The sequence below is a fragment of the Millisia brevis NBRC 105863 genome (assembly GCF_001552615.1).
Taxonomy (GTDB): domain Bacteria; phylum Actinomycetota; class Actinomycetes; order Mycobacteriales; family Mycobacteriaceae; genus Millisia; species Millisia brevis.
This window is the reverse complement of the sequence record NZ_BCRN01000004.1, coordinates 86,931-112,960: the sequence shown is the minus strand read 5'-3', so window position 1 is coordinate 112,960 and position 26,030 is coordinate 86,931. Positions and strand designations below refer to the sequence as shown.

Below are 26,030 nucleotides of genomic sequence, written 5' to 3'. Positions count from 1 at the left end.
GCGCCGCGACAGCGAACCGGTCGCGGCGACCTAGCCGGCGATCTGCTCGAGTGTCGAGCCGGACCGTTCGCGCAGGACGTGCAGTCGGCTCGGGATGCGGTAGCGCATCTCGTCGACGTGGCTGACCACGCCGACCACCCGGCCGCCGGCCCGCAACTCGTCGAGGACGCCCATCACCGCGTCGAGCGCCTCGGAGTCGAGTGAGCCGAACCCTTCGTCGATGAACATCGTGTCCAGGGTGACCCCGCCGGCCTCGGCGCTGACCACATCGGACAGGCCGAGGGCCAGGGCCAGCGAGGCGCAGAACGACTCGCCGCCGGACAGGGTGGCCGCGGACCGGATCACGCCGGTATAGCTGTCGCTGATCTCGAGCCCCAGACCACCGCGGGTCCCGCGGGGCCCGGCACCGTCGGTGTGAACGAAGCCGTAGCGCCCGGCGGACATCGACCGGAATCGTTCGGTGGCGGCGATGGCGACCTCCTCGAGGCGGGCCGCCAGGACGTAGGACCGCAGCGACATCCGCCGCACGTTCGCGCCGCGCCCGGCGACCACCTCGGCCAACCCGGTGATGCGGGTGTGCTCGCGGCGCACCGGCGCGAGGACGTCGCAGGCCGACCAGAGTTGGGCGGCCAGGTCCTCCATCTCCGCGCGTCGCCGTTCGCTGGTCTCCCGCTTCGAGATCTCCCGTTCCAGGGCGTCGGCGAGCAGCGCGTCGGTCTCGCGGGCGGTGGTGAGGTCGACCGGCAGTTCGGCCTCCGCCGCCACCACATCGGGCTGGGCCAGCGTCTCGATCGCGCCGATGCGGCGGCGTTCGGCGTCGTCGAGCAGTTCGGCGATCCGGGCGATCGCCACGGGATCGCGACGCGCCGCGCGGGCGGCGTCGACCGTCTCGAATCCGGCGTCGCGCAGCGCCGCGGCCAGGTCCGCCCGCTGCTGGGATGCGCGCCGGCGCGCCGACCGCTCGCGATCGAGGGCATCGCGCAGGGCTCCGGCGGCCGACACCAGGCGCCGATACCGCTCGATGCGGGCGGCGACGCTGCCGTCGCTGCCGCCCGCTTCGCGCAGCTGTTCGTCGATATCGAGCAGCGATGCGTCGATCGCCTCGCACCGGGTAAGCGCGGCGGACAGCAGTTCGCGTCCCTCGGCCAGTTCGGCCTCCCAGCGCCGCCGCTGATCGTCCAGCCCGATCCGCTGCTTGCGCGCGGCCTCGAGCCGACGTTCGGCGTCGAGGGCCTCGCCCAGCTCCCCGTCGAGTCGGGCGACCTCGGCGCCGGCGTCCGACGCGGAGCGGCCGTTGCTGCGCCCGGACAGTTCGGAGAGCCGGCGGTCGATCTCGGCGACCAGCCGCTGCGCCTCCCCGGCGCGTCCCTCGGCCTCCTGCTCGCGCCGGCGCGCGTCGTCCTCCTCGGCCTTGCCGACCGCGGCCGCGGCGCGCACCGCGGGCTGCGGGTGTTCGACCGAACCGCAAACCGCACAGGGCGCGCCGTCGACCAGGCCCGCGGCGAGTTCGGCGGCCATCCCGTCCAGCCGTCGCTCGCGCAGCGTCAGCCACAGTTCGCGGGCGTCCTGGTGGGCGGCGCGCGCGACCTCGAACCGTTCGACCGCGCCGCGGCGGCGGTCCTGTTCGCGTTCGAGGTGCGCGGCGGCCTCCGCGACGGTCCGTGCGGCGGCGAGACGCTCCCGCAGCGGTCCGGCCGCACGGGCGGCCGGGGTGGTCCGCTCGATGTCGGCGTCGAGGCCGGCGATCCGGTCCGGCACGTCCGCCAGCTTCGCGGCGATCCGGTCGCGTCCGCGTTCGAGGCGCCCGGTCTCCTCGACGACGTCGGTGCGCCGAGCCGCGAGACGGTCGCGTCGCTCGTGCAGCGGCAGCATGCGTTCGAGTCCGCCGATCACCGTGGCCCAACCGGTGGCGTGCTCGTCGAGGACCCGCAGGGCCCGATCGCCGGCATCGGTCTCGGCGTCCGCCCGACCGTCACTCTCGCCGTCGCGGTCCGCTCCACCGGCGGCGCCCGCCCGGTCGGCCCCACCATCGGTGGGCAACAGGTCCAGCAGGGCCGGGCCGTCCGGCAGCGCGGCGAGCCCGGCGCGCGCCCGCTCGACCGCCGCGCGCGACGACAGCCGCCGCCCGGCGGCACTCTCCTCCGCGTCGATCAGGGAGGCGATCGGACCGACCCGCCCCGCGGCGGCCAATTCGCGGCCCCGGGCGGCATGCCGCTCGGCATCGGCGGCCAATGCGGCCAGCACCCGGCGAGCATCGCTGCCGCGCTCGCGGGCCCGCTCGATGCCGGTCAACCGGGCGAGGTCGGCGGCGGCGGCCTCGCGCTGCCCGCGGATACGGGCCACGGTCTGTCCGGCCTGCCGGGCGCGCGCCTTCTCCTGGACCACCAGGGTCTGGGCCCAGGCCACCGGGTCGCCGTCGTCGCAGGTGTCGACACCGGCGGCCTGCGCGAAGCGCTCGGAGATCCGGTCGACGTGGGCGGCCTTGTCGCGCAGATTCTCCTCGCTGCGGCGGCGCCGGTCCTGCAGCCACTCCTCGATCGACCGGAACCGTTCGGTGTCGAAGAGCCGCTCGAGCAGGGCGCTGCGATCGTCGGTGCTCGCCCGCAGGAACTTCGCGAACTCGCCCTGTGGGAGCAGCACCACCTGGAAGAACTGCGCGGCGCTCATCCCGAGCAGGCGGTTGATCTCGTCGCCGATCTCGTCGTGCCGCGTCAGGTTGGTCCCCCGGCCGTCGAGCCACGTCAACGTCGCGCTCGCGTTCGCCTTGGTCGTGCCGGTACCGCGCCGCTTCGGCCGCACGTACTCGGGCGAGCGCACGATGCGTATCCGCCGTCCCGACAGCGTCGCCTCGAGCGTCACCTTCGGCGCGGTACCGGCCGGAGCGTGATCGGACAGCAGTCGCTTGGCGTCGCTGCGTGCCCCCGGCACGGCGCCGTAGAGGGCGAAGGCGATCGCGTCGAGGATCGAGGTCTTGCCCGCGCCGGTCTGCCCGTGCAACAGGAAGAGCCCGTCGCTGCCGAGGCGGTCGAAGTCGACCGAGACGGTGCCGGCGAACGGCCCGAAGGCGGTGATCGTCAGGGAGTGCAGTCTCATCGGGCCGCCGTCACGCTCGTCGGCACCGTCACGCCGACCAGAGGTGGTCGAGGCCGTCGAGCGCGGTGTCGTCGCCCTCGGACGTCGCCGCGCGCAGGGCCTGCTCGAGCAGATCCACCTCCGCCGGATCGGCCGGGCTGCGCACGTCGGCCAGGAAGCCGGCCATCACGTCGAGATCGGAGCGTCCGGTGACCCGCTCCTTGTAGGAGCGCGTCTGTTCGGGTCGCTGATCGACCCATTCGAGGTGGACCGCGTACGGGAAGCGCTCCTTGAGTCGGCGCATCGGATCGACCGGCCGCACCGCATCGGTCAGGATCGCGGAGACGTAGCGCTCCTCCGCGGCGCGGTGCGCCGGATCGGCGAGCAGCTCGTCGAGTGTCCCGGTCAGCACGGTCGAACCGCGCGGCGATTCCAACCGGACGCGGCGCACGACCGCCGGACCGTCCGCATCCAGGTCGACCAGCAGGACCCCCTTGTCCGAGCTGCGCTCGCCGAAGGAGTAGGCCAGCGGGGAGCCCGAGTACCAGATACCCGGGCGCACCTCCTGCGTCGAGTGCAGGTGGCCGAGCGCGACGTAGTCGAAGTCGGCCAGCAGATCGGCCGATACCGTCTCGACGCCGCCGACGGCGATCGACCGTTCGGAGCCGGAGGCTGCCGCGCCGACCACAAAGGCGTGGACGGCCGCGACGGCCCGGGTGCGCGGATCGGCGGCGCGGCGCTGCTCGAGATCGGCGCGCACCGCGCCGAGGGCCGCCGCCAGGATGTCCTGGTGACTGCGCGCCTGCGGGACACCGAGGACGTCGCGAGTGGTCTCCGGCTCCAAATAGGGCAGCGGGTAGATGCAGACCGGGCCGTGCTCGTCGGACAGCACGACCGGAACCGCGCAGTCCTGCGGGCGGGTCCGCAGATGCAGACCCCCCTCGGCGCTGAACGCGGCGCCCGCACCGAGCCGGGTCGGCGAATCGTGGTTGCCGGAGCTGACGACGATCAGGGCGCCGGCCCGGCGCAGCGCGCGGAATGCCTCGTCGCAGACCGCGACGGCGTCGGCACTGGGGATCGCGCGGTCGTAGATATCGCCGGCCACGATCACCACATCGACGGCCTCCGCCGCGACGATCGTGGCCAGTTCGGCGAGCGCGGCGCGCTGATCGGCGAGGAGGTCCGCACCGTGGAAGGTCCGACCGATATGCCAGTCGGACGTATGCAGGATCCTCATGGCCTTCGACCGTAGCGAGACCCACCGACACCTTCCGGATGCCACACCGCCGACCCCGGCCCCGGTCGGGCTCGTCTTGTCGGGGTCATCTTGTCGGGGTCATCTTGTCGGGGGGTGCCGGCAGGGTCACGGGCATGACAGTCTCGCTGCCGGTCCTGCTGGTCGCCGTGCTGCTCGGGGTGGCCGCCGGATGGGTGCTCGCGTCCTGGCGCGCCGCGGCCGGGCGCGAGGTGCTGCGCGACCGGTTGACCGCGGCGCTCGAACGGGAAGCGGTCGCGGCCCGGCGCGGCGTCGCCGCGGAGGCCGACGGCGCCGATACCGGCCGGCGGATCGCCGAGATGGTCGATCCGCTGCGCGCCGCGGTCGACACCCTGTCGGACGAGGTGCGCCGCATCGAGCGCAGCCGCATCGACGCCTATTCCGGTCTGCGGGAACAGATCGCCGGCTTCCACCGCGTCTCGGTCGAGCTGTCGTCGCAGACCGGGCGGCTGGCGGGGGCGTTGCGCTCCCCCGGCGTTCGCGGCCGGTGGGGCGAGCTGCAGTTGGAACGGGTCGTCGAATTGGCCGGCCTCGCCCGGCACTGTGACTTCGATACCCAGGTCTCCGGGGACGGCATCCGCCCGGACATGGTCGTGCGCCTGCCGGGCGATCGGCATCTGGTCGTCGACGCGAAGGTCCCGCTCGACGGCTACCTCGACGCGGCCGCCACCGACGACGCCGAGGCAGCGGGACTGCACCGTCGCCGGCACGCGCGGGCCCTGCGCACCCACGTCGATCGGCTCGCGGAGAAGCGCTACTGGGACGCCTTCGGCGGGCCCGAGTTCGTCGTGTTGTTCGTGCCGGGCGATCCGATCCTCGACGCCGCCCTCGCCGACGACTCGCGACTGCTCGAGCACGCCTTCGAACGGTCGGTGATCCTCGCGACGCCGACCAGCCTGATCGCCCTCCTGCGGACGGTCGCGCATACCTGGCGGCAGGACTCGATCGCACGGGACGCGGTGACCATCCGCGACCTCGGCCGCGACCTGCACGAGCGGATCGGTGCGGTGGCCGGCCGGATGACCCGCCTGGGGACGCAGCTGACGGGCGCGGTCGGCTCGTACAACGCGGCGTTGACCGCCCTGGACTCGGAGGTCTTCGGCATCGCCCGCCGACTGCGCGACGCCCAGGTGGTCGGCAGCGACATCGCCGAGGTGCGGCCGATTCGGGTGCAGCCGCTGGTCACGGCCGACCCACAGACCCCGGACGCGGCGCCGGAGCCGCCCCGCGCATCGGCGTCGACCTGATCGAGCAGCCCGCGACGGCGTACGCCGTCCGGATCAGAAACCGATTGCCGGACTCGGGAACACAATCGCGGGGACACGCGTTGAGGGGTGTAGGTCGGTGCGCCGTGAATCCCCCGGGCTCACTTTGACACCGCCTTCGCGGAATACCGGTTCGGCCGGAGCCGCGTCGCGCCACGCCGCCGAGAGGCGATCGGGCGCGCCGACCGTCCACCTCGCGCGGCGGGCGTCTCCCCTACCGGGAGACGCCCGCCGTCGTATGTGACCGGCAGCCAGTAGGCTTCGGCTGCGACCACCGGATCGTCCGTCGGTTGTCGGTCAGCGGTCGCTCGGCCGATTTGTCGGACTTCTCGGGAATCTGCTCCCGGTAATGTCCGGTTGTCGATTCCGATTCGGCACCAACCCGCCGCGCCGGTGGGCCGGAATGTTCGCGACGGGTTAATCTCAGGCAGTGTCTCCATCTCCGCGCACACGTTCACCCATCGCGGTGGACGAACAATCGGCGTTGCCGTCCATCTACGGCGTGCCGGCCTGGGCTGCGGTTGCCATCGGTGTTCTGGGAGCGATTCTCGGAATCGTCGTCGACCATTTCGTCGGGAGTGGAGAACTCACCGCCCGATTTGCCGTGATCTATGTGCTCGGATGTACCGTCGCGGCCCTGGCCGTGCGACATCGCGCACTGTTCACCGCCGTCGTACAGCCCCCAATTATCCTCTTTGTCGCGGTTCCCGTAGCGTACATCACATTTGGGGACGCTTCCTTTTCGATCCGAAGCATGGCGCTCAATGTGATTCCGCTGGTGAATCGATTTCCATTGATGCTGTTCGCGACAACGGTCGTGATGACGATTGGCGCAATTCGCCTGGTACGGAATCGTCCTCGCCGTTCCGCGCACGCTCCGAATCGTCGCGCCACCCCCGCCGCCGAGCAGAAGTCCCGTCCCGATCGGGCGGCGGCCGCCGCGCGCCCTGCGGTCCCGGCCATCGACCCGGAGACCGCGGAGACCGAGCGGTTCGAGTCGCCGGCGGCCGCGCGGCGGCGCCACGCCCCGGTATCGCGCTCGCTTCCGGCGACCGGCACGACCGGCTCGGCGCATTCCGCTTCGCCCGCAGTGGCCCCCGGCCTGTCCGGTCAGGCGGCGGGTTGGCTGGCATCGGTCGACCCGTTGTCGGCGCGTGAACCGGCGGCATCTCCCGCGGACGACCGGGATCGGTTGGACGACGATCGCACCGCCGCCGCGACCGCACGTCCGGCCCGGCGGGTACCGCCTCGGTCCGACGCCGCGATCGCCCCCCGCGGGCCGGTGCGCTATCGCCCGGACAGCGTCACCTCCCGCGGATCGTGGTCCGATCCGGACGGTGCGCCGGCGGAGCCGTTGTTCGACGATGCCGCCCTGCACGCGGCTCGACGCACCCGCTCGGGCCGCCGCTTCCAGTCCGAGCCCCGGGTACCGGAGCATCCGATCCCCTCGGTGCGCTATCGGGGCGAGCCCCCGCTCGGGTACTAACGCACCCTCGGCCCCGCCTCTCGACCAGGTGGAGCCGACGCGAGACAAGCTCCGGAGACCTGCGGGCGGGCACCAACCGACGACCGGCCGAGCCCACCCTGCCGGATCCGCCCCGCCGAGATCCGGTCGGGACGAACCTGCCGGGTCCCCGGCCGCAGATCGGGTGTCCCCGCCGCGGATCGGGTGCAGATATCAGGTGCGGGCGCTGCGCAATTCGCGCGGGAGAGCGAAGACCAGCGTCTCGTTGGCGGTGGTCACCGGCTGCACATCGCTGTAGCCGCGCTCGGCCAGCCAGTCGAGCAGTCCACGAACCAGCACCTCGGGAACCGATGCCCCGGAGGTGACGCCGACCGTGCGGACCCCGTCGAGCCAGGCCGGATCGACATCGCGCGCGTAGTCGACCAGGTAGGCGGCGTCCGCCCCGGCCGCCAGCGCGACCTCGACCAGCCGCACGGAGTTCGACGAGTTCTTCGAGCCGACCACGATGACCAGATCGCATTCGGGGGCCATCGCCTTGACCGCCACCTGGCGGTTCTGCGTGGCGTAGCAGATGTCGTCGCTGGGCGGGTCCTGCAGGCTCGGGAAACGATCCCGCAGCCGGGCGACCGTCTCCATCGTCTCGTCGACGCTCAGCGTCGTCTGGGACAGCCAGATGACCTTCGACTCGTCACGCACCGTGACGCTGTCCACGGCGGCGGGGCCGTCGACCAGCTGGACGTGATCGGGAGCCTCGCCGGCGGTGCCCTCGACCTCCTCGTGCCCTTCGTGGCCGATCAGCAGAATGTCGTAATCGTCACGTGCGAACCGCTTGGCTTCCTGGTGCACTTTGGTGACCAGGGGGCAGGTCGCGTCGATCGCGTGCAGGTTCCGCTCGGCGGCGGAGTCGCGGACCGCGGGCGAGACGCCGTGCGCGGAGAAGACCAGCACCGACCCCTCGGGCACCTCGTCCGCCTCGTCGACGAAGATCACGCCCCGGTCGGCCAGGGTCTCGACGACGTGGCGGTTGTGAACGATCTCCTTGCGCACGTAGACCGGTGCGCCGTAGCGCTCCAGGGTCTTCTCCACCGTCTCCACCGCCCGATCGACACCGGCGCAGTAGCCGCGTGGTTCGGCGAGGAGAACTCGATGTCCACCGGGCCGGCGACCGCCCGAGGCGGCGCTTCCCGTTATGCCCAGCTCAACCGGCACCGCGGTACTCATATGGACCAGGATACGGGCATTCGGGGGCCGGCCGCCCGTCGGCTTGTGGGTCGGCGGGGGTTCGGGGCAGGCTAGAGCGATGATCCGCCTCCCGCTGCCCGCACGCGTCGCCGCCGGGCTCGCCGCCGTCGTGGTCGACGAAGTCCGCAAGCTGCCGCAGACGGTATTGGCGCTGCCGATCACGGCCGCCAGCCAGGCGTTGCAGACCTCGATGCGCGCTCAGCAGGTGGTCGCGGAGCTCGCGATCCGCGGCGATGAGGTCTTCGCGCGGCTCGAGCGGCCGTCGGAGCAGCCGGAGTGGGCGACCTTCGACGAGGACGAGGAGACGACCGCCGCGACCGAGCCGATCCGGGCCGTTCCCGACCTCGCCGACCCCGACGCGGACGATCCCGCGCCGGTGGAGGCCGCCTCGGAGGATCCTGCGCCGGTCGCGGCCACGTCGGACAATCCTGCCGCGGTCGAGGCCGCGCCGGACCGCCCCGGGCCGGTGGAGGCCACGACCGAGGTGGTCGAGACGATCGAGGTCGAGATCGAACCGGAGGCGGACGAGGCCTCCCCGGCCGGCGCCGAGGGCCGATTCGCGCTGTACACCACCCCGCCGGAGCCGGAGGAGGTCGTCGTCGAGGTCACCGAGCGGCGCGTACCGGAGATCGTCGAGTACCTCGACTACGACAATCTCACCCTCGCCCAGTTGCGGGCCCGGCTGCGCAGCCTGTCGACCGACGATCTCGACGCCCTGCTGAGCTACGAGAACACGACCGGTCGGCGCCCACCGTTCCTGACGATGCTCGACAACCGCATCACCTCGGCCCGCGCCCGGTGACCTTCGGCGCCGCCGGGCCCACCCGCTCCCCCGGCGGCGCCCGGGGAGGCTTCGGCGCTCCCGCACCGTCGGCCGGCAGCCCGGAGGACTCCGGCGACGGCCGGGCGCCCGCGAGCTCGCTCGACAACCCCTGGCCGGTGCGCACCGTCGCGATGAAGGTCTCCGGGTGGATCGACCGGCTCGGCGCCGTGTGGGTCGAGGGGCAGCTGACGCAGGTATCGGTGCGCGGCAACGCGCGGACCGCCTTCCTGGTGCTGCGCGATCCGGTGGCGGATATGTCGATCTCGGTGACCTGCGATCGTGATCTGGTCCGCCGCAGCGAGGTCGAACTGCGCGAGGGCCTGCGCGTCATCGTCAACGGCAAGATCGGGTACTACCCCGCGCGCGGCACCCTGTCGTTGCGGGCGGTCGACATCCGGCCGGTCGGGCTCGGCGCCCTGCTCGCGCGGATCGAACGGCTGCGCGAACTGCTCGCCGCGGAGGGGCTTTTCGACCGACGCCTCAAACGCCCGCTCCCCTTCCTGCCGCGCACGATCGGACTGATCACCGGCCGCGAGGGCGCCGCCGAGCACGACGTGGTGACGATCGCCGCCCAGCGGTGGCCGTTGGTGCGTTTCGAACGTCGGCATACCCCCGTCCAGGGGCCGACGGCGGCGGACGCGATCATCGACGCGCTCGAGCAGCTCGACGCGATGGCACACGTCGACGTCATCGTCATCGCCCGCGGCGGCGGCAGCGTCGAGGACCTGCTGCCGTTCTCCGACGAGGCGCTCTGCCGAGCGGTGGTCGCCTGTACGACACCGGTGGTCAGCGCGATCGGCCACGAACCGGATACCCCGCTGCTCGACTACGTCGCCGATCTGCGGGCGGCGACGCCCACCGACGCCGCCAAGCGGGTGGTTCCCGATGCGCGGGCGGAGCTGGCGCTGGTCGCCGAGCTGCGGGAACGCAGCGCCTCGGCGTTGCGCAATTGGGTGGTGCGCGAGGAGCAGTCGCTCGAATCGCTGCGGCGCCGGCCGGTGCTGGCGGACCCGACGTCGGCGATCGACCGCGACCTCGCCGATGTTCGTCAGCTGATCCGACTGGCCCGCAACGATGTTCGCCGCACGGTCGATCGGCAGGAGACGGTGGTGAGCCACCTGTCGGCGCAACTGTCGACGCTCGGTCCGGCCGCGACGCTGCGGCGCGGCTACGCGATCGTGCAGCGCACCGACCACCACGCCGGCGTGGTGCGCAGCGCATCGGATGCGCCGCCCGGTTCGACGATTCGGGTGCGCGTCGAGGACGGGGCCTTCACCGCGACGGTCACCGCCGAGCAGACACCCCCCGCCGCCCCTCCGCCCGCCGACGCTCTGCCCGCCGACGCTCCGCCGGCTGACGAGCCACCCGCTGCCGAGGCCGGCCCCGCCACCGCTCCCGCGGACGGCTCGGCGGGCATCGACACGCCCGCGCGCCGCACGCCACGCGCTCGAACGAAAAGGAAGGGTTCGGCATGACCCCCGCCTCCGGCACCCCCGACCCCGGCACCGACATCGACACCACGGACGCCGCCGCGGTCGCCGACCTCGGTTACGAGGCCGCCCGCGACGAACTGGTCGAGGTGGTCCGCCGCCTCGAACTGGGCGGGCTCGACCTGGAAACGTCACTGGCCCTGTGGGAACGGGGCGAGGCGCTCGCGGCGCGCTGCGAGGAACACCTCGCGGGCGCGCGACGACGGATCGAGGAGGCCCTCGCCGAACGCGACGAGTGATGGCGCGGTAGGACAGACCCGACCACTCGCCCGGATCGAGCCGGCCGCTCGGCCCGACAGCACCGGCCCGGATCGACCGGCCTAGGCCGAGCGGGCCACCGCGTCGAAGGGACGGCCCGGGATCTCCAATCCGAGGTGCGCGCGCAGCGTCGTTCCCGTGTAGTCCTCGCGGAAGAGGCCGCGCCGCTGCAGGATCGGCACCACCTGCTCGACGAAGTCCTCGGTGCCGTTGGGATGCAACGGGATCAGCACGTTGAATCCGTCGGCGGCGCCGGCCCGGAACCACTGTTCGAGTTCGTCGGCCACCTGCTCGCCGGTGCCCGCGGCGGTCCAGTGCACCACTCCGAGCCCCTTCTCGACCTTGACCGCGAGCTGCCGAATCGTCAGATTCTCCTGCTGCACCCAGGTGCGCAGCCGTTCCAGGCGGCTCAGGCCGCGTCGGAAGACGTCCTCGGACGGGAAGACCTCAAACGGGAACGGCCCGTCGGGATCGTGCACGGTCAGGTCGGCACCGAGTTCGGCGCCGAGTTGGCCGATCACGTCGATGTTCTTGACCGCCAACTCCTCGAGTTCGGCCTCCAGGCGCTTGGCGGCGGCCTCGGTGTCGGCGACGTACGGGACCAGTCCGGGCAGGATGCGCAGGTCGTCGCGGCGGCGTCCGAAGCGCACCGCCCGCCCCTTGACGTCCTCGTAGAACTCGATGCCGTTGGGGATCGTCGACGACCCGGTGTAGATCGCCTCGGCGCGCAGGGCGGCCATATCGCGCCCGCGGTCGCTGGCGCCGGCCTGCACGAGCACCGGATGTCCCTGCGGCCCCGGTCCGATCGGCAGGACGCCGTCGACGTCGAAGAACCGGCCGTGGTGACGTACCGGGCGTCCCTCCCACAGTTTGAGGATCACCTCCACGAATTCGGCCGCCCGCTCGTAGCGGGCGGAGAACTCGGGGTGGCTGTCGTAGCCGAAGTTGCGGGCCATCTCGTCGCCGGACGAGGTCACGAAATTCATACCGGCCCGACCGCCGGACAGGTGGTCGAGGGAGGCGAACCGCAGCGCGATGTCGTAGGGATCGTTGTAGGTCGCCGAAACCGTTCCGATCAGGCCGATATGCGTCGTCTGCGCGGCGAGCGCGCCGAGCAGCGTCAGCGGCTCGTTGCTCATCGCCAGCGGCTCGCGCTCGCTGAACAGTCGCGGGCTGTCGGCGAAGAAGACCGCGTCGAACTTGCCGCGTTCGGCGGTGCGGACCAGGTCGGTGTAGTACTCGACGCTGTTGACCAGTTCCGGTGTGGCGGAGGGGTGGCGCCAACCGGCGCGGTGGAAGCCGACCCCGCGCAGGTTGAGGTTGATCGTCATCTGCGGCTGCGGGGCGGTCATGCGGGGACTCCCACGTTCTCGAGGTGGGTCGGCAGGGCCAGGTGATCGCGCAGGGTGACGCCGTCGTAGTCGGAGCGGTAGCGGCCGGCGCGTTGCAGGTCGGGAACGACGGTGTCGACGAAACGTTCGAGGCTCCCGCCGGCGCGCACGGTGAACCCGTCGATCCCGTCGGTGTCGACCCATCGGATGAGGTGATCCGCCAGCCGGTCGATCCGCGCGGCATCTACGGGCAGGTCGACCAGGATCCGGGGCGCCCGGGGCAATCGGGCGGCGCGGGTGGCCAGTTCGGCCGCTTGGGCGGGTTCGCGGACGAGTGCGACGTCGGCGTGGTCGAGCGCGAAGTGCCCGGCCGGACGCCCGGCGACCCGGACGTGCAGCGGGGGCCGTCGTTGCGGGCTGCGCGGCAGGTTGAAGGGGCCGGCGACCCGGAAGTGTTCACCCACATGCCCGATCGGGCGGATCAACTCGGACCGCACGTAGAGGCCGGACTCCTTGTCCGCGACGATCGCCTCCGAATCCCAGCTGTCCCACAGCGATTCGAGCACCCGTCGGAACTCGGCGGCGCGCTCCCAGCGGCCCTCCTCGGAGCGGACCGGCGGGGCGCCGTGCAACTGCGACGGTTCGAGTTCGTCGGTGGCGGGGATCGACCAGCCGGCCCGACCGTGGCTGAAGTGGTCGAGGGTCGAGATCCTGCGGGCGACGTTGTAGGGCGCGAGGTGGTCGATCGAGGTCGGCGCGACCAGCCCGATCCGCGTGGTGCGCACCGCCAGCGCGGGCAGCAGGGTCGACGGCTCGAAGAGCCCGGCGACGACCGGCGCCGCGAGCACCGCGTCGAAGCGGCCCCGTTCGGCGGTGCGGGCCTGCGCGATCACCGCCGACAACGTCGCCGGAACGGCCGCGCTCGGGTCGTCCGGGTACAGGTAGAGGTGGATCGGGCGATCCTGCGTCATGGTCGATCGTCCTTCGTCGGGGTCGGCGGCGTTCGGGCGGCGGCGGTCGGGCGGCGGCGTTCGGGGCGGTCCGACCGGTGGTCGGGCCGGGGGTGCTCAGCCGTAGATCGCGTTGACCGTGGCGATGTGGTCGGGGTTGAGCAGCGTGCGCGAGCGGTAGCCCAGGCGCAGACCGAGTTCGGTGGATGCGCGCAACTCGTCGAGGGAACCGGTGGGGGTGAACGTCACCTGGACCGGGCCGGGCAGGCCGGCCGCGCGGGCGGCGACCACCAGTCGCGCCCGCGAGTAGAACAGGCCCTCGTCGTCGGAGGTGCCGAGGTCGGCTCGCAGGTCGCCCTCCCCCAGCCCGATGGATTCGACGAGATGCGTCGCCTCGGCCAGCTCGCGAACCGCCTCGATGCCGGCGGTCGTTTCGATCATCACCTGCAGCGGAATGACCCGCGCGATGCCCCGTTCGGCACGCAGCCGGTCGAGATCCCGCGCGATCGTGCGCACCTCGCGAGCGCGTTCGGCCTTCGGGATCCGAACCGCGGTCAGCGCCGGGCCGACCACCGCTTCCAGATCCGCCGGGTGCAGCCCGGTATCGGCGGCGTTGACCCGCACGAGCACCGGCTTGGGGGCGGCGGTCGCCAACACCTCGGCGAGCAGCTTGCGGGCCCGATCCTTGTCCTCGTCGGGCGTCAGATGCTCCAGATCGAAGACGACCGCGTCGGCGTCGTTGTCGAACGCGGCGGCCACCAGATCCTCCCGCCCGGCGGGGACGTAGAAGTAGGAGCGAATCCCCGCGAGGGGTGAAATCCCGGTCATATCCGGCCTTTCGAGAGACAGTCGGGCGACGGGTCGAGGTGCCTTCCGGCTCAGAAGAAGCCGGACAGCGGCGGTTCGATGTCGTCGAGCAGGTAGGCGCCGATCGAGTTGAGCTTGTGGGCGCGCGGATTGTGGCTGGCGATGGTGCGCGCATTGCGCCAGTGCCGGTCGAGGTTGTGCAGTCGTTGCGTCGCCGACGCGCCGCCGACGTCGAACAGCAACGTCGAGGCCTTCAATGCCGCTTCGACAGCGACGAAGTGGGCGCGGGAGACGTCGAGGCTCGCGGCCACCAGCGGCTCCTGCTCGTCGAGGCCGCGCTCGCGCGCGTCGTCGACCCGGCCGATCGCCTCCGCCGCGCCGAGCACGGTGGCCTCGGCGGCGTAGATCAGCGCGGACATCTCGCCGACCGCCTGCCGCACGTAGGGGTCGTCCACCGATCGGGCGACGCCGGCGTGCTTGATCGGCCGGGCCTTCTCCCGGGCCCAGGCGATCGCGTCGGCCAGTGCGGCGCGGCCGATTCCGACCTCGATCGCCGCGAGCGCCAGTTGAAAGAACGGCGACACCTTCGGTCGGCCGACCCCCGGCTCGGGCAGGTCGAGGAACTCGTCGTCGTGCACCCGCACGGCGGTCAGTCGCGTCGTACCGCTGGCGGTCAACCGTTGCCCGATGCCGTCCCAGTCGTCGATCCGTTCGACGCCGGTTCGATCGGCGGGGATGACGAACTGCCGCGGTCGATCCTGCTCGTCGACCGCCCGCACCACGATCAGGTCCGCGAACAGCGTTCCGGTGCTGTAGAACTTGGTGCCGGTTACCGACCAGCCGGCGTCGTCGGGGCGCACGGTCGTCGCGATCGCGCCGTGCGCGCCGCCGACCTCACCGCCGGCGATTCCGAACAACTCGCCCGCGAGGGCCCGGTCGAACCAGTGCTGCTTGCGCTCGCCGTCCGGCAGCGTGCGCAGCGTCTCGACGAAGGCGAAATGCGAGCGCAGGGCCTGGGCGATATTGGCGTCGGCGGCCGCGAGGTCCAGGAGAAACTCGAAGAATCGGCGCGCCGACGCCCCGGGCCCACCGACCTCGCCCGGGATGCGCCAGGTGCCCAGGCCCTCGGCCGCCAGCAGCCGGATCTGCTCGAAGGGCATCCGCCGCTGGGCTTCCCGGTCCGCGGCCTGCTCGGCGATCGCGGGTAGCACCCGGCCGGCCCGCCGTTCGAGATCGGAAAGGGTTGCGGCCGAGGCAGTGCTGGTCACGAGCGGGAAGATCCTTCCGATGCCGTCCGAGGTCGACGCACCCGCGGCAGGCGGCACAGGGCGCGGCCGGGAGGGTGCGACGGCGGCGACCGCGGTCGCCATCGATCAGCAGGAAGGTTTCCCTATCGGGCGAACGGCGAGAATCCATTCGCTCGAAGTGACTCGAATCGGGCACCGCCCGGAGGACAGGCGGTGGTGAGGCCGACCGTTACCGCTCGATCGGAGCGGCCTCGATGACCGCCGTCGCGAGGGTGACGTAGTCGGACGGGGTACCCGAACCACGGATCAGGATGCGCACGTCGCCGAGGTCGGTCACCCAGATCGGCTCGTCGCTGTCGTCGTCGAAGACGGTCCACTCGGTGGTGCCGATCGTTTCGGTACCGGCGCGATCGACCGACCCCTTGGCGTAGGCGCTCGCGAGCGGCTGGACGGCCGCGTCGGACTGGGTCAGCTGCAGGTACAGCCGGGCGGCGGTGACAAATCCCACCGTGCTGGCGGTGGCCGGACCGATGTCGCGGCGGCTGCCGGAGTTCGGTGTCCAGTCCTCGGGGACCTGCGGCATGCGGATCGGATAGTCGGAGATCCCGGCGTCGACCTCGAGGGCGCTCGCGGCGTCGAAGGTCGGGATCGCGCCTTCGGTGGGTCCTCCGGGGCTCCAGGAGCATTGGCCGACCAGGCCGGCGACCAGCAGGCAGGCGACGACCAGCGGTGCGATCGTCCACACCATGTCGCCCGTCCCCTGGAGGATTCTCGGCTTCTTGTCGGCCATCCCGCAAACATATGTCATTCGACATCGGCCGCCGGAGTGAGCACCCCGACACTTCGCAGCCGAGACCGAAGGGCGGTACCGGGACACAACAGTCGCAGGTAGTGAGAGAATCGCTGTGAGTGGATCTCGAAAGCCCGAGATTTCCCCGAGTGTTCACCCAGCGAAGCGGCGGACCGACGCCGCCTGCGAGGAGGCAGAGCAGCCCATGACGTCCCCGATCGTCAATCGACTGGTAGCACCAGACCGCAACCTTGCTCTCGAGCTGGTCCGGGTCACCGAGGCGGGCGCTCTCGCCGCCGGAAAGTGGGTCGGACGCGGCGACAAGGAGGGTGGTGACGGCGCGGCGGTCGACGCGATCCGCCAGCTGGTGTCGAGCGTCTCGATGCGCGGCGTCGTCGTGATCGGTGAGGGCGAGAAGGACGAAGCCCCCATGTTGTACAACGGCGAAGAGGTCGGCAACGGGGACGGCCCGGACGTCGACTTCGCGGTCGACCCGGTCGACGGCACCACCCTGATGAGCAAGGGCATGCCGAACGCGATCTCCGTCCTCGCGGTCGCCGAGCGCGGCGCGATGTTCGACCCGTCGGCGGTGTTCTACATGGAGAAGCTGGCGGTGGGCCCGGAGTTCGCCGACTTCGTCGACATCCGCACCCCGATCGCCGAGAACATCCGCCGGATGGCGAAGATCCGCAAGTCCTCGACCTCCGAGATCACCGTGGTCATCCTGGATCGTCCCCGGCATACGAAGCTGATTCACGACGTCCGCGAGACCGGCGCCCGGATCCGCCTGATCTCCGACGGCGACGTCGCCGGTGCGATCGCGGCCGCCCGCCCCGACTCGGGCACCGACATGCTCGTCGGTACCGGCGGCACCCCGGAGGGCATCATCGCCGCCTGCGCGATGCGCTGCATGGGCGGTTCGCTGCAGGGCCGCTTGGCGCCGAAGGACGACGAGGAGCGGCAGAAGGCGATCGATGCCGGCCACGACCTCGACCGCGTCCTGAACACCCACGACCTGGTCGGCGGCGAGAACATCTTCTTCACCGCGACCGGCGTCACCGACGGTGACCTGGTCCGCGGCGTGCGGTACACCGGCGGCGGCGCCTATACGCAGTCGATCGTGATGCGCGCGAAGTCCGGCACGGTGCGCATGATCGACGCCTACCACCGCCTGGACAAGATCCAGGAGTACGCCGGTTCGAATCCGGCGCTGCCCGATATGGACGAGGCGCCCGTCGCGTTCTGATCCGATCCCCCCTCGGGCGGTCACCGAACGCCGTCCGCCGACATCCGCTCCGGTCCCCGCGTGGCCGGACACCGCTTTCCCCACATACACACATTCCGCTGAGAGGAAGACGTGAGCGAGCAGCAGTTCCGTATCGAGCACGACACGATGGGTGAGGTCCGCGTACCGATCGACGCGCTCTGGCGCGCCCAGACCCAACGGGCCGTCGAGAACTTTCCGATCTCCTTCCGGCCGCTCGAGCGCGCCCAGATCCGCGCGATGGGGCTGCTGAAGGCCGCCTGTGCTCGGGTGAACTACCAGCTGGGCCTGCTGGACGAGACCAAGTCCAAGGCGATCGTCGCCGCGGCCGAGGAGATCGCCGCCGGTCTGCACGACGACCAGTTCCCGATCGACGTCTTCCAGACCGGCTCGGGTACCAGCTCCAATATGAACGCCAACGAGGTCATCGCCTCGATCGCCGCCCGCAACGGCGTCACCGTGCACCCGAACGACGACGTCAACATGTCGCAGTCGTCGAACGACACCTTCCCGACCGCGACCCACCTCGCCGCGACCGAGGCCGCGGTGCGCCACCTCGCCCCGGCGCTCGAGTACCTGCAGGCGGCGCTGGCGGCCAAGGCCGACGAGTGGCGCACGGTGGTCAAGTCCGGCCGCACCCACCTGATGGACGCGGTCCCGGTGACCCTCGGCCAGGAGTTCGGCGGCTACGCCCGGCAGATCCAGGCCGGCGTGGAGCGGGTCGCGGCGACGCTCCCCCGCCTCGGTGAGCTGCCGATCGGTGGCACCGCGGTCGGCACCGGCCTCAACGCCCCCGAGGGGTTCGGCGAGAAGGTCGTCGAGGAGCTGATCAAGGCCACCGGTCTCGAGCAGCTGCGCCCGGCGGTCGACAGCTTCGAGGCGCAGGCCGCCCGTGACGGCCTGGTCGAGGCGTCCGGCGCGCTGCGCACGATCGCGGTCTCGCTGACCAAGATCGCCAACGACATCCGGTGGATGGGCTCCGGCCCGCTGACCGGTCTGGGCGAGATCCAGCTGCCCGACCTGCAGCCCGGTAGCTCGATCATGCCCGGCAAGGTCAACCCGGTGCTGCCCGAGGCGGTCACCCAGGTCGCCGCGCAGGTCGTCGGCAACGACGCCGCCGTCGCCTGGGGCGGAGCCGCGGGCGCGTTCGAGCTGAACGTGTACATCCCGATGATGGCGCGCAACCTGCTCGAGTCGTTCACGCTGCTGACGAACGTCTCCAAGCTGTTCGCCGACAAGTGTGTCTCCGGGCTGACCCCGAATACCGAGCATCTGCGCCGGCTGGCGGAGTCCTCGCCGTCGATCGTGACCCCGCTGAACTCCGCGATCGGTTACGAGGAGGCGGCCGCGGTCGCCAAGCAGGCGCTCAAGCAGGGCACCACGATCCGGCAGACCGTGATCGACCGCGGTCTGGTCGGCGAGTCGCTGTCCGAGGCGGAACTCGACCGGCGCCTCGACGTCCTGGCGATGACCAACGTCGATCGCTGATCGCCAACACGACAGATCGCTGATCGCCAACACGACAGATCGCTGATCGCCAACACGACAGATCGCTGATCGCCAACACCACGGATCGCTGATCGCTTCGATCTCGGCCCCTCGGGTCCGGCCACGCGCCGGGCGCGGGGGGCCGTTTTCGTACCGCACTACTTAATGGCGAGTAACAAACGGGACGCCGGGCATTATTATGGCCGTCTAATCATGTTCTCAGGTTTCGACATTAGGTTGACATCAATGCACGAGGCGGCCACGTAGGGGATGCAAAAACCCGGCGCCGAGTAGTGACGGCACGCGATGTGTTCGCTCGCCCCCCGGCCCCTCGTGCACCACCCATGGTGTCCGCCCCGGACGCGGGGCGCAACGGACTCGGGGGTCCGTTGCGCGAAACGTGCTCGGCCGTTCGCCCCTTCGGCGGGTGTGGTCGCGTCCGGGTCGGACATCTCGGCGGTGCACCCCGGTGCTTCGCCGAGCGTTCCCGAGGGCCGCTCCACTCATCTCGGCCATTCACGACAATGACGAAGAACGGCAATACATATCGATCACCCGCCCGACAGCGGCACCAGATTCCATTTCTGCGCGGGTGGATGGGGCCGCCCCCCTTCGGCCCCATCCACCCATCCGAAAACCGGATATCGGCCGGCTGTGCCTAGCGCGCAATGCGAGGGACGACACGGACCAGGACCACCATGGCGACGAGTTCGACCAGAGTCTGGGTGACCACGGCAAGCGGGGCGATCGCGAGCGACGACGGCAGTGCGAGCGCCAGCGGCAACACAACCAAGGAATTGCGGGTTGCCGTCGAGAACATGACGGCCCGGGTAGAGGCCACGTCCAGCCGCCCAACCCGACCGACGAGTAGCCCGACTGCCAGTGCGATGACAACGTAGACGACGTAAATCGGCACCACCCGCAGCAGACTCACGACCTCCGATCCGATCGCGGCGATCTGTGATGCCACGACGATGGCGAGGGTAGCCATCATCAATGGCACCATGGCGCCGGCCATGACGCCCTCGACCCTCCTGCCCGATCGATGACGCCGCGACAGCGCCTGAAGAGCAGCGGCTGCGGCCAGGGGCACCACGATCAGCAGAACGAACGCTTCGACAAAGGGGCCGATATCGATGACGTGGAGCACGTCGCCACCGACGAACAGGTAGAGGAAGACCGGCAACAGCACGATCTGTACCGCCATCAGCAGCGGCGCGGCCGCCAGGAGTTGGGCCCGCGCTCCTCCCGCCAGTCCGGTGAACACGATCACGTAGTCGATACACGGTGTCAGCAGCACGAACAGTACGCCGAGGAGCAGGCCACGATCGTCGGCGACGAGACGCGACAGGCCCCACGCGATCAATGGCATCACAGCGAAGTTGGCCACCAGCACCGCCGAGAGGAAACGAAGGTCCCGAAACGCCCGGCCGACCTCGATCAGCGGCACGCCGAGGAAGGTGGCGAACAGCAGCAGCATCAACACCGGCTCGATCGAGTGCTCGAACCCCGGGGCCAGTTGCGGTAGCGCCAATCCGGTTGCCGCGCCTGCGACGAGGGCAATCAGGTAGAGAGCGATCTGGTGTCGATCCCACCAATCGACCGCACGTCCGAGAGTCACCGGCACGCTTGCGTGGTGACGGCATCACACGTTGACATCAGGTCGCCCAGCGCACATTCCGTCCGGCACTGCCGACCGCTGTCGGGACAAGCGATCACCTGCTCGGTCGCCTCCACCAATCGCTCGCGAAGACGCTGCAGGGTCGCCAGCCGATCATCAACGTCCCGAAGCCGCCGAACGAGCTTCGGTCGCAGCGTATCCCGAGCCCTGGTGCAACTCTCGACCTCGACGACGTCGAGCAACTCCGCTATCTCGGGCAACGAGAGTTCCAGTTGTTTGGCTGCGTGAATGAACGACAGCCGCTCCACGACGCTCTCGTCGTAGTCGCGATAGCCGTTCAAACTCCGCTCCGCATGGATCAGTCCCATCGACTCGTAGAAGCGGAGCGCGGTGACGGTCACCCCGGAGCGCCGTGACAGCTGTGAGATTCGCACCGGGCCTACCCTAAACGTTCGAGTCGGATCGAAGGTCAATCCGTTCGTCGCGGCGACCGATCGGATCACCGGCACGGTGGACCCTGGCCGCCGCTGGATCTCGTTCGTCTCGGATCGGGTACCCCACATGCGGCCGGCCGGCCCCCCGGATGCGGGAGCCGGCCGGCGCACTGTGAGCCACGGATCAGTTGGGACCGATCTCCTCGAGCATCTCGGTGACGAGAGCGGCGATCGGCGACCGCTCGCTGCGGGTCAGGGTGACGTGCGCGAAGAGCGGGTGCCCCTTGAGCTTCTCGATCACCGCCGCGATGCCGTCGTGCCGGCCGACCCGCAGGTTGTCGCGCTGGGCGACGTCGTGGGTCAGCACGACCCGCGATCCGCTGCCCAGTCGGGACAGCACGGTCAGCAGCACGTTGCGCTCGAGCGACTGGGCCTCGTCGACGATCACGAAGGAGTCGTGCAGCGAGCGTCCGCGGATGTGGGTCAGCGGGAGCACCTCGAGCATGCCGCGGCTGATGACCTCCTCGATGACCTCCTGGCTGGCCAGGCCGTCCAGGGTGTCGAAGACCGCCTGCGCCCAGGGGCCCATCTTCTCGTTCTCGGTTCCCGGCAGATAGCCGAGATCCTGTCCACCGACGGCGTACAGCGGGCGGAAGACGACCACCTTGCGCTGCCTGCGCCGCTCCAGGACCGCCTCGAGTCCCGCGGTCAGCGCGAGCGCGGACTTGCCGGTACCGGCCTTGCCGCCGAGTGAGACGATGCCGACGCTCTCGTCGAGCAGCAGGTCCAGGGCGATGCGCTGTTCCGCCGACCGGCCGTGCAGGCCGAAGGCCTCCCGCTCGCCGCGCACCACCTGGACGCGCTTGCTCGCGTTGACCCGACCCAGGGCACTCGACGTTCCACCGAGCAGCCGGACGCCGGTATTGCACGGCAGTTCGCGGGCCGATTCGAGGTCGATCTCACCCTGCGCGTAGAGCGCGTCGATATCGGCGGCGGCAACCTCGAGCTCGGCCATACCCGACCAGCCGGAGGTCACCACGTCCTGCGCGTGATACTCGTCCGCCGGGAGTCCGGCCGCACCGGCCTTTACCCGCAGCGGAATGTCCTTGGAGACCAGGACAACGTCGTTGCCCTCGCCCTTCAGGTTCAGCGCGCAGGCCAGGATCCGCGAATCGTTGTTGTCGGTGCGGAAACTGGCCGGCAACACCGACTGATCGGTGTGATTCAGCTCGACCCGTACCGTCCCGCCCACCTCGCCGATGGGGATCGGCAGATCGAGGCGCCCGTACTTGACCCGCAGGTCGTCCAGCAGTCGCAATGCCTCCCGCGCAAACCATCCCAATTCCGGATGGTGCCGCTTGCCTTCCAATTCACTGACCACGACCAGCGGAAGAACAACTTCGTGTTCGGCGAATCGGGTAATTGCCCACGGATCCGAGAGCAATACCGATGTGTCCAGAACGAAGGTGCGAATGGCGGTCGGTGCGGAGCGAAGATCGGTCACGTGAGGCTCCTAGATCGCCGCGCGTGCCACGCGGCGCAATCGGCGGACCGGCAGGTCTGCTATGTCGATCGACGTGAGTCGACCGTCATGAGACCGGGCACCGGTCTCCTAACGACTGTGTGAACAACGACCACAGTTGAGACCTCCCGTACGGGCCGCATCCCCGCGCCCGTACAGCCGACGTTAGCGCCGAAATCGTCAGTCGGCACGGCACGGCACGAATCAAACCTTTATCGGACGCGACGTTCACACGGACGACACCGAGCGGACACCGGGACGAAATTGCGACCGAAATGGCCGACCGAAAGTCCGATCAGCCGACGAGCGGCCACTCCTCGAGGCCCTCGTAGAGCGGGAAGTCGGCCGCGAGAGCCGTCACCCGATCGCGCAGCGCGTCGGTCGCGGTACCGGTCGCCAGGGCGGTGCCGATGATGTCGGCCACCTCGGCGAACTCGGTGGCGCCGAAGCCGCGGGTCGCCAGCGCGCCGGTGCCGATGCGCAGACCGGAGGTGGTCATCGGCGGCCGCGGATCGAAGGGCACCGCGTTGCGGTTGACGGTGATGCCGACCTGGTGCAGCAGATCCTCGCCCTGCTGCCCGTCGAGCGGCGAATTGCGCAGGTCGACCAGGACCAGGTGCACGTCGGTGCCACCGGTGAGGACCGAGACGCCGTTGCCGGCGACGTCGGCGGCCGAGAGCCGCTCGGCGAGCAGGCGGGCGCCCTCGAGGGTGCGGCGCTGACGATCGGCGAACTCCTCGCTCGCGGCCATCTTGAAGGCGACCGCCTTGGCGGCGATCACGTGCATCAGCGGGCCGCCCTGCTGGCCGGGGAAGACCGCGGAGTTGAGCTTCTTGGCCCACTCCTTGCGGGCGAGGATGAAGCCGGAGCGCGGGCCACCGAGGGTCTTGTGCACCGTCGAGGAGACGATGTCGGCGTGCGGCACGGGCGAGGGGTGCAGGCCCGCGGCCACCAGACCGGCGAAGTGCGCCATGTCGACCCAGAGCACCGCGCCGACCTCGTCGGCGATCTCCCGGAATGCGGCGAAGTCGAGGTGGCGCGGGTAGGCCGACCAGCCGGCGACGATCACCTTCGGCTGGGCCTCGAGCGCCGCCTTGCGGACGTCCTCCATGTGGATGAGGTGATCGTCCTCGGAGACGCCGTAGGCCGCGACGTTGTAGAGCTTGCCGGAGAAGTTGAGCTTCATCCCGTGGGTGAGGTGGCCACCGTGGGCGAGGTTGAGGCCGAGCATCGTGTCGCCCGGGTCGAGGACCGCCGCGAGCACCGCGGCGTTCGCCTGCGCACCCGAGTGCGGCTGGACGTTCGCGAACTCGGCGCCGAAGAGCTCCTTGGCGCGGGTGCGCGCGAGGTTCTCGGCGACATCGACGTATTCGCAGCCGCCGTAATAGCGCCGGCCCGGGTACCCCTCGGCGTACTTGTTGGTCAGCACGCTGCCCTGGGCCTCGAGGACCGCCCGCGGGACGAAGTTCTCCGAGGCGATCATCTCCAGCGTCGAGCGCTGCCGACCCAGCTCGTCGCCGAGCACCGCCGCGATCTCCGGGTCGAACTGGGACAGCGAGGCAGCCATCGACGACGATCCGGGCGCGGCCGAGGCGTTCGGCCCGGTCGGGGTATTCGGCGCGGTCGGGGCAGCGGACATACGGGCGACTCCCGGGGTAGACGGCGGGGAAGCACACCCGAACGGACGGGTGTACGGAACTCAACCTTTCCGATTGTATGGCCGGCTCTTCGTCCGGTTCGAATCGGACTCTGCGGAGCGACCCCGTGTGCCCCCGCACCGGCACCGGGGTGAACAATGCCGCCATGGCCGAAGCACCTGCGGGCGACCCGCGGAGCCCGTTGTCCGCGAGCGACCGTTGCGCCGGCGGCCGCCCGGTATCCCGCTGCTGCACGAGTTGCTGATTCGTGCGCGATACCAGCCCCTATCTCGAATTCACCCGCGAGCACTGGCGCACGCTGCGCCGGCAGACCCCCCTGGATCTGACCGAGGAGGAATTGGCCAAGCTGCGCGGCCTCGGTGAACAGATCGACCTGGTCGAGGTCGCCGAGGTCTACCTGCCGCTGGCCCGACTGATCCACCTGCAGATCGCGGCCAAACGCCGCCTCTTCGCGGCGACGGCGACCTTCCTCGGGGAGACCGTGCCCACCCGCCAGGTGCCCTTCGTGATCGGTATCGCCGGCAGCGTCGCGGTCGGCAAGTCGACCACCGCGCGCGTGCTGCGTTCGCTGCTGGCCCGGTGGGAGCAGCACACCCGGGTCGATCTGGTCACCACCGACGGTTTTCTCTACCCGACCAACGAGTTGATGCGGCGCGGCATCATGCATCGCAAGGGCTTCCCGGAGAGCTACGACCGGCGCAAGCTGCTGCGCTTCGTCACCGAGGTCAAGTCCGGCGTCGGCGAGGTCGACGCGCCGGTCTACTCGCACGTCACCTACGACATCGTGCCGGGCGAGGTGCACACCGTGCGGCGGCCGGACGTGCTGATCGTCGAGGGTCTCAACGTGTTGCAGTCCGGGCCGCGGCTGATGGTCTCGGACCTGTTCGACTTCTCGATCTACGTCGACGCGCGGATCGAGGACATCGAGGCCTGGTACGTCACCCGGTTCCTGTCGCTGCGCAAGACCGGCTTCGCCGATCCGCGCTCGCATTTCCATCACTACTCGACGTTGACCGACGAGCAGGCGACCCTGGCCGCCGAGGACATCTGGCATTCGATCAACCGACCGAACCTGGTGGAGAACATCCTGCCGACCCGCCCGCGCGCGACGCTGGTCCTGCGGAAGGACTCCGACCACTCGATCAACCGGCTGCGGCTGCGCAAGCTCTGACCGCCCGCGCCGGGCCGGGGCGGGAGGGGTCGGGAGTGGGCCGGCTACTTGCCGAAGCGGCGGTGCCGGGCGCCGAAGTCGCGCAGGGCCCGCAGGAAGTCGACCCGCCGGAACTCCGGCCAGTAGACCTCGGTGAACCAGATCTCCGAGTAGGCGCTCTGCCAGAGCAGGAACCCGGAGAGGCGCTGCTCGCCGGAGGTGCGGATCACCAGATCCGGGTCGGGCTGACCCGAGGTGTACAGGTGGGCGGCGATCGCCGGCCCGGTGATCCGTTCGACCAGTTCGGAGCCGCTGTAGCCGGCGGCGATGTTGTTGGCGACCAGGGAGCGGACCGCGTCGACGATCTCCTGGCGGCCGCCGTAGCCCACCGCGACGTTGACATGCACGCCGCTGCGGCCGATCGTGCGCTCCGCGGCCTCGGTGAGCCGGCGGGCGGATTCGGCGGGCAGCAGATCGAGCGCACCGACGATCTTGACCGTCGAGTTCTGCTCGGGACCGCTCAGTTCCTCGACGACGTCGGTGATGATCTCGAGCAGCGAGACCAGCTCGTCGGGGTCGCGCTGCAGGTTCTCGGTGGACAGCAGGTAGATCGTGACGGTGCCGACCGCGGCGGCCTCGCACCAGGAGACCAGCTCGGCGACCTTGACCGCACCCATCCGATGGCCGTCGCTGACGTCGGTGAAGCCGTTCTCCTTGGCCCACCGCCGATTGCCGTCACACATCACCGCGACGTGGGCGGGATGCGACAGGCCATCGAGGCTGTCGAGCAATCGCCGCTCGTAGATCGAGTACGCCAGCCCTCCGACCTTCACCGGCAACCGCCCCGTTCGGCGCCGAAAAGCGCACATCGTTCCAC

At 70.5% G+C, this 26,030-nt stretch carries 21 protein-coding genes; 8 read left to right on the top strand and 13 right to left on the bottom strand.

The genetic code is table 11. The annotated features are described in order from the left end of the window. Positions 1-30 precede the first annotated feature (30 nt). Both MB1_RS07125 and MB1_RS07120 read right to left on the bottom strand, forming a co-directional pair. A complete protein-coding gene (locus tag MB1_RS07125; protein ID WP_066905205.1) occupies positions 31-3,093 on the bottom strand; it encodes an AAA family ATPase in 3,063 nt (1,020 codons plus the stop codon). A 28-nt stretch (positions 3,094-3,121) separates the two neighbouring features. After that, positions 3,122-4,309, bottom strand: coding sequence for an exonuclease SbcCD subunit D (locus MB1_RS07120; RefSeq protein ID WP_066905204.1), 1,188 nt, complete (start codon positions 4,307-4,309; stop codon positions 3,122-3,124). 134 nt (positions 4,310-4,443) lie between these two features. Between MB1_RS07120 and MB1_RS07115 the strand changes: the two genes are divergently transcribed. Both MB1_RS07115 and MB1_RS26915 read left to right on the top strand, forming a co-directional pair. Next, on the top strand, positions 4,444-5,595 hold the full coding sequence (locus MB1_RS07115) for a DNA recombination protein RmuC (RefSeq protein WP_066905203.1): 1,152 nt from the start codon (positions 4,444-4,446) through the stop codon (positions 5,593-5,595). Positions 5,596-6,043: 448 nt separating this feature from the next. Beyond that, positions 6,044-7,099, top strand: a complete 1,056-nt coding sequence (locus tag MB1_RS26915) for a DUF6542 domain-containing protein (protein ID WP_369406850.1) — start codon at positions 6,044-6,046, stop codon at positions 7,097-7,099. A gap of 192 nt (positions 7,100-7,291) precedes the next feature. Here the strand turns inward: MB1_RS26915 and MB1_RS07105 are convergent, their stop codons facing one another. Beyond that, positions 7,292-8,299 carry a 4-hydroxy-3-methylbut-2-enyl diphosphate reductase gene (locus tag MB1_RS07105; protein WP_066905200.1) on the bottom strand — a complete coding sequence of 336 codons (1,008 nt, stop codon included), beginning with the start codon at positions 8,297-8,299 and terminating at the stop codon, positions 7,292-7,294. A gap of 79 nt (positions 8,300-8,378) precedes the next feature. Between MB1_RS07105 and MB1_RS07100 the strand changes: the two genes are divergently transcribed. The 3 genes from MB1_RS07100 (at position 8,379) to MB1_RS07090 (ending at position 10,872) form a co-directional block, all read left to right on the top strand. Beyond that, complete coding sequence (locus MB1_RS07100; protein ID WP_066905199.1) at positions 8,379-9,122, top strand: lipid droplet-associated protein; 744 nt, start codon at positions 8,379-8,381, stop codon at positions 9,120-9,122. A gap of 137 nt (positions 9,123-9,259) precedes the next feature. Next, positions 9,260-10,618, top strand: coding sequence for an exodeoxyribonuclease VII large subunit (gene xseA, locus MB1_RS07095; RefSeq protein WP_281189919.1), 1,359 nt, complete (start codon positions 9,260-9,262; stop codon positions 10,616-10,618). After that, positions 10,615-10,872, top strand: coding sequence for an exodeoxyribonuclease VII small subunit (locus MB1_RS07090; RefSeq protein ID WP_084351112.1), 258 nt, complete (start codon positions 10,615-10,617; stop codon positions 10,870-10,872). Before xseA ends, MB1_RS07090 begins: the two co-directional genes overlap by 4 nt. Before the next feature lie 81 nt (positions 10,873-10,953). On the opposite strand, the gene MB1_RS07085 is transcribed toward MB1_RS07090, so the two are convergent. The 5 genes from MB1_RS07085 to MB1_RS07065 all read right to left on the bottom strand — a co-directional run bounded on the left by MB1_RS07085 (position 10,954) and on the right by MB1_RS07065 (position 16,016). Further along, complete coding sequence (locus MB1_RS07085; RefSeq protein WP_066905197.1) at positions 10,954-12,243, bottom strand: LLM class flavin-dependent oxidoreductase; 1,290 nt, start codon at positions 12,241-12,243, stop codon at positions 10,954-10,956. Beyond that, a complete protein-coding gene (locus MB1_RS07080) occupies positions 12,240-13,193 on the bottom strand; it encodes an LLM class flavin-dependent oxidoreductase (protein ID WP_066905195.1) in 954 nt (317 codons plus the stop codon). The genes MB1_RS07085 and MB1_RS07080 overlap by 4 nt, the downstream gene beginning before the upstream one ends. 96 nt (positions 13,194-13,289) lie before the next feature. Next, positions 13,290-14,000, bottom strand: a complete 711-nt coding sequence (locus MB1_RS07075; protein WP_066905193.1) for an HpcH/HpaI aldolase/citrate lyase family protein — start codon at positions 13,998-14,000, stop codon at positions 13,290-13,292. A gap of 50 nt (positions 14,001-14,050) precedes the next feature. Then, positions 14,051-15,247, bottom strand: a complete 1,197-nt coding sequence (locus MB1_RS07070) for an acyl-CoA dehydrogenase family protein (protein ID WP_066905607.1) — start codon at positions 15,245-15,247, stop codon at positions 14,051-14,053. A 208-nt stretch (positions 15,248-15,455) separates the two neighbouring features. Continuing rightward, a complete protein-coding gene (locus MB1_RS07065) occupies positions 15,456-16,016 on the bottom strand; it encodes a DUF4245 domain-containing protein (RefSeq protein WP_066905191.1) in 561 nt (186 codons plus the stop codon). 205 nt (positions 16,017-16,221) lie between these two features. On the opposite strand from MB1_RS07065, the gene glpX reads away from it, so the two are divergent. Both glpX and MB1_RS07055 read left to right on the top strand, forming a co-directional pair. After that, entirely contained in the window at positions 16,222-17,262 is a 1,041-nt protein-coding gene (gene glpX / locus MB1_RS07060; RefSeq protein ID WP_066905190.1) for a class II fructose-bisphosphatase, read from the top strand. Between the two features lie 111 nt (positions 17,263-17,373). Continuing rightward, the gene (locus tag MB1_RS07055; protein ID WP_157083940.1) at positions 17,374-18,768 is read left to right on the top strand and encodes a class II fumarate hydratase; all 1,395 of its coding nucleotides are present in this window, start codon (positions 17,374-17,376) and stop codon (positions 18,766-18,768) included. A 658-nt stretch (positions 18,769-19,426) separates the two neighbouring features. Here MB1_RS07055 and MB1_RS07050 read toward each other — a convergent pair. From MB1_RS07050 to glyA, 4 genes are all read right to left on the bottom strand, one after another. Continuing rightward, entirely contained in the window at positions 19,427-20,395 is a 969-nt protein-coding gene (locus MB1_RS07050; protein WP_245650078.1) for an arsenic resistance protein, read from the bottom strand. Further along, the gene (locus MB1_RS07045; RefSeq protein ID WP_084351110.1) at positions 20,386-20,952 is read right to left on the bottom strand and encodes a MerR family transcriptional regulator; all 567 of its coding nucleotides are present in this window, start codon (positions 20,950-20,952) and stop codon (positions 20,386-20,388) included. The genes MB1_RS07050 and MB1_RS07045 overlap by 10 nt, the downstream gene beginning before the upstream one ends. 55 nt (positions 20,953-21,007) lie before the next feature. After that, entirely contained in the window at positions 21,008-22,327 is a 1,320-nt protein-coding gene (gene phoH2 / locus MB1_RS07040; RefSeq protein WP_439646928.1) for an RNA 5'-3' helicase PhoH2, read from the bottom strand. Between the two features lie 313 nt (positions 22,328-22,640). After that, on the bottom strand, positions 22,641-23,984 hold the full coding sequence (gene glyA, locus MB1_RS07035) for a serine hydroxymethyltransferase (protein ID WP_084351108.1): 1,344 nt from the start codon (positions 23,982-23,984) through the stop codon (positions 22,641-22,643). 266 nt (positions 23,985-24,250) lie between these two features. On the opposite strand from glyA, the gene coaA reads away from it, so the two are divergent. Further along, a complete protein-coding gene (gene coaA / locus MB1_RS07030) occupies positions 24,251-25,174 on the top strand; it encodes a type I pantothenate kinase (RefSeq protein WP_066905188.1) in 924 nt (307 codons plus the stop codon). A gap of 44 nt (positions 25,175-25,218) precedes the next feature. Here the strand turns inward: coaA and MB1_RS07025 are convergent, their stop codons facing one another. Continuing rightward, a complete protein-coding gene (locus MB1_RS07025) occupies positions 25,219-26,022 on the bottom strand; it encodes an isoprenyl transferase (protein ID WP_066905187.1) in 804 nt (267 codons plus the stop codon). Positions 26,023-26,030: the final 8 nt, after the last annotated feature.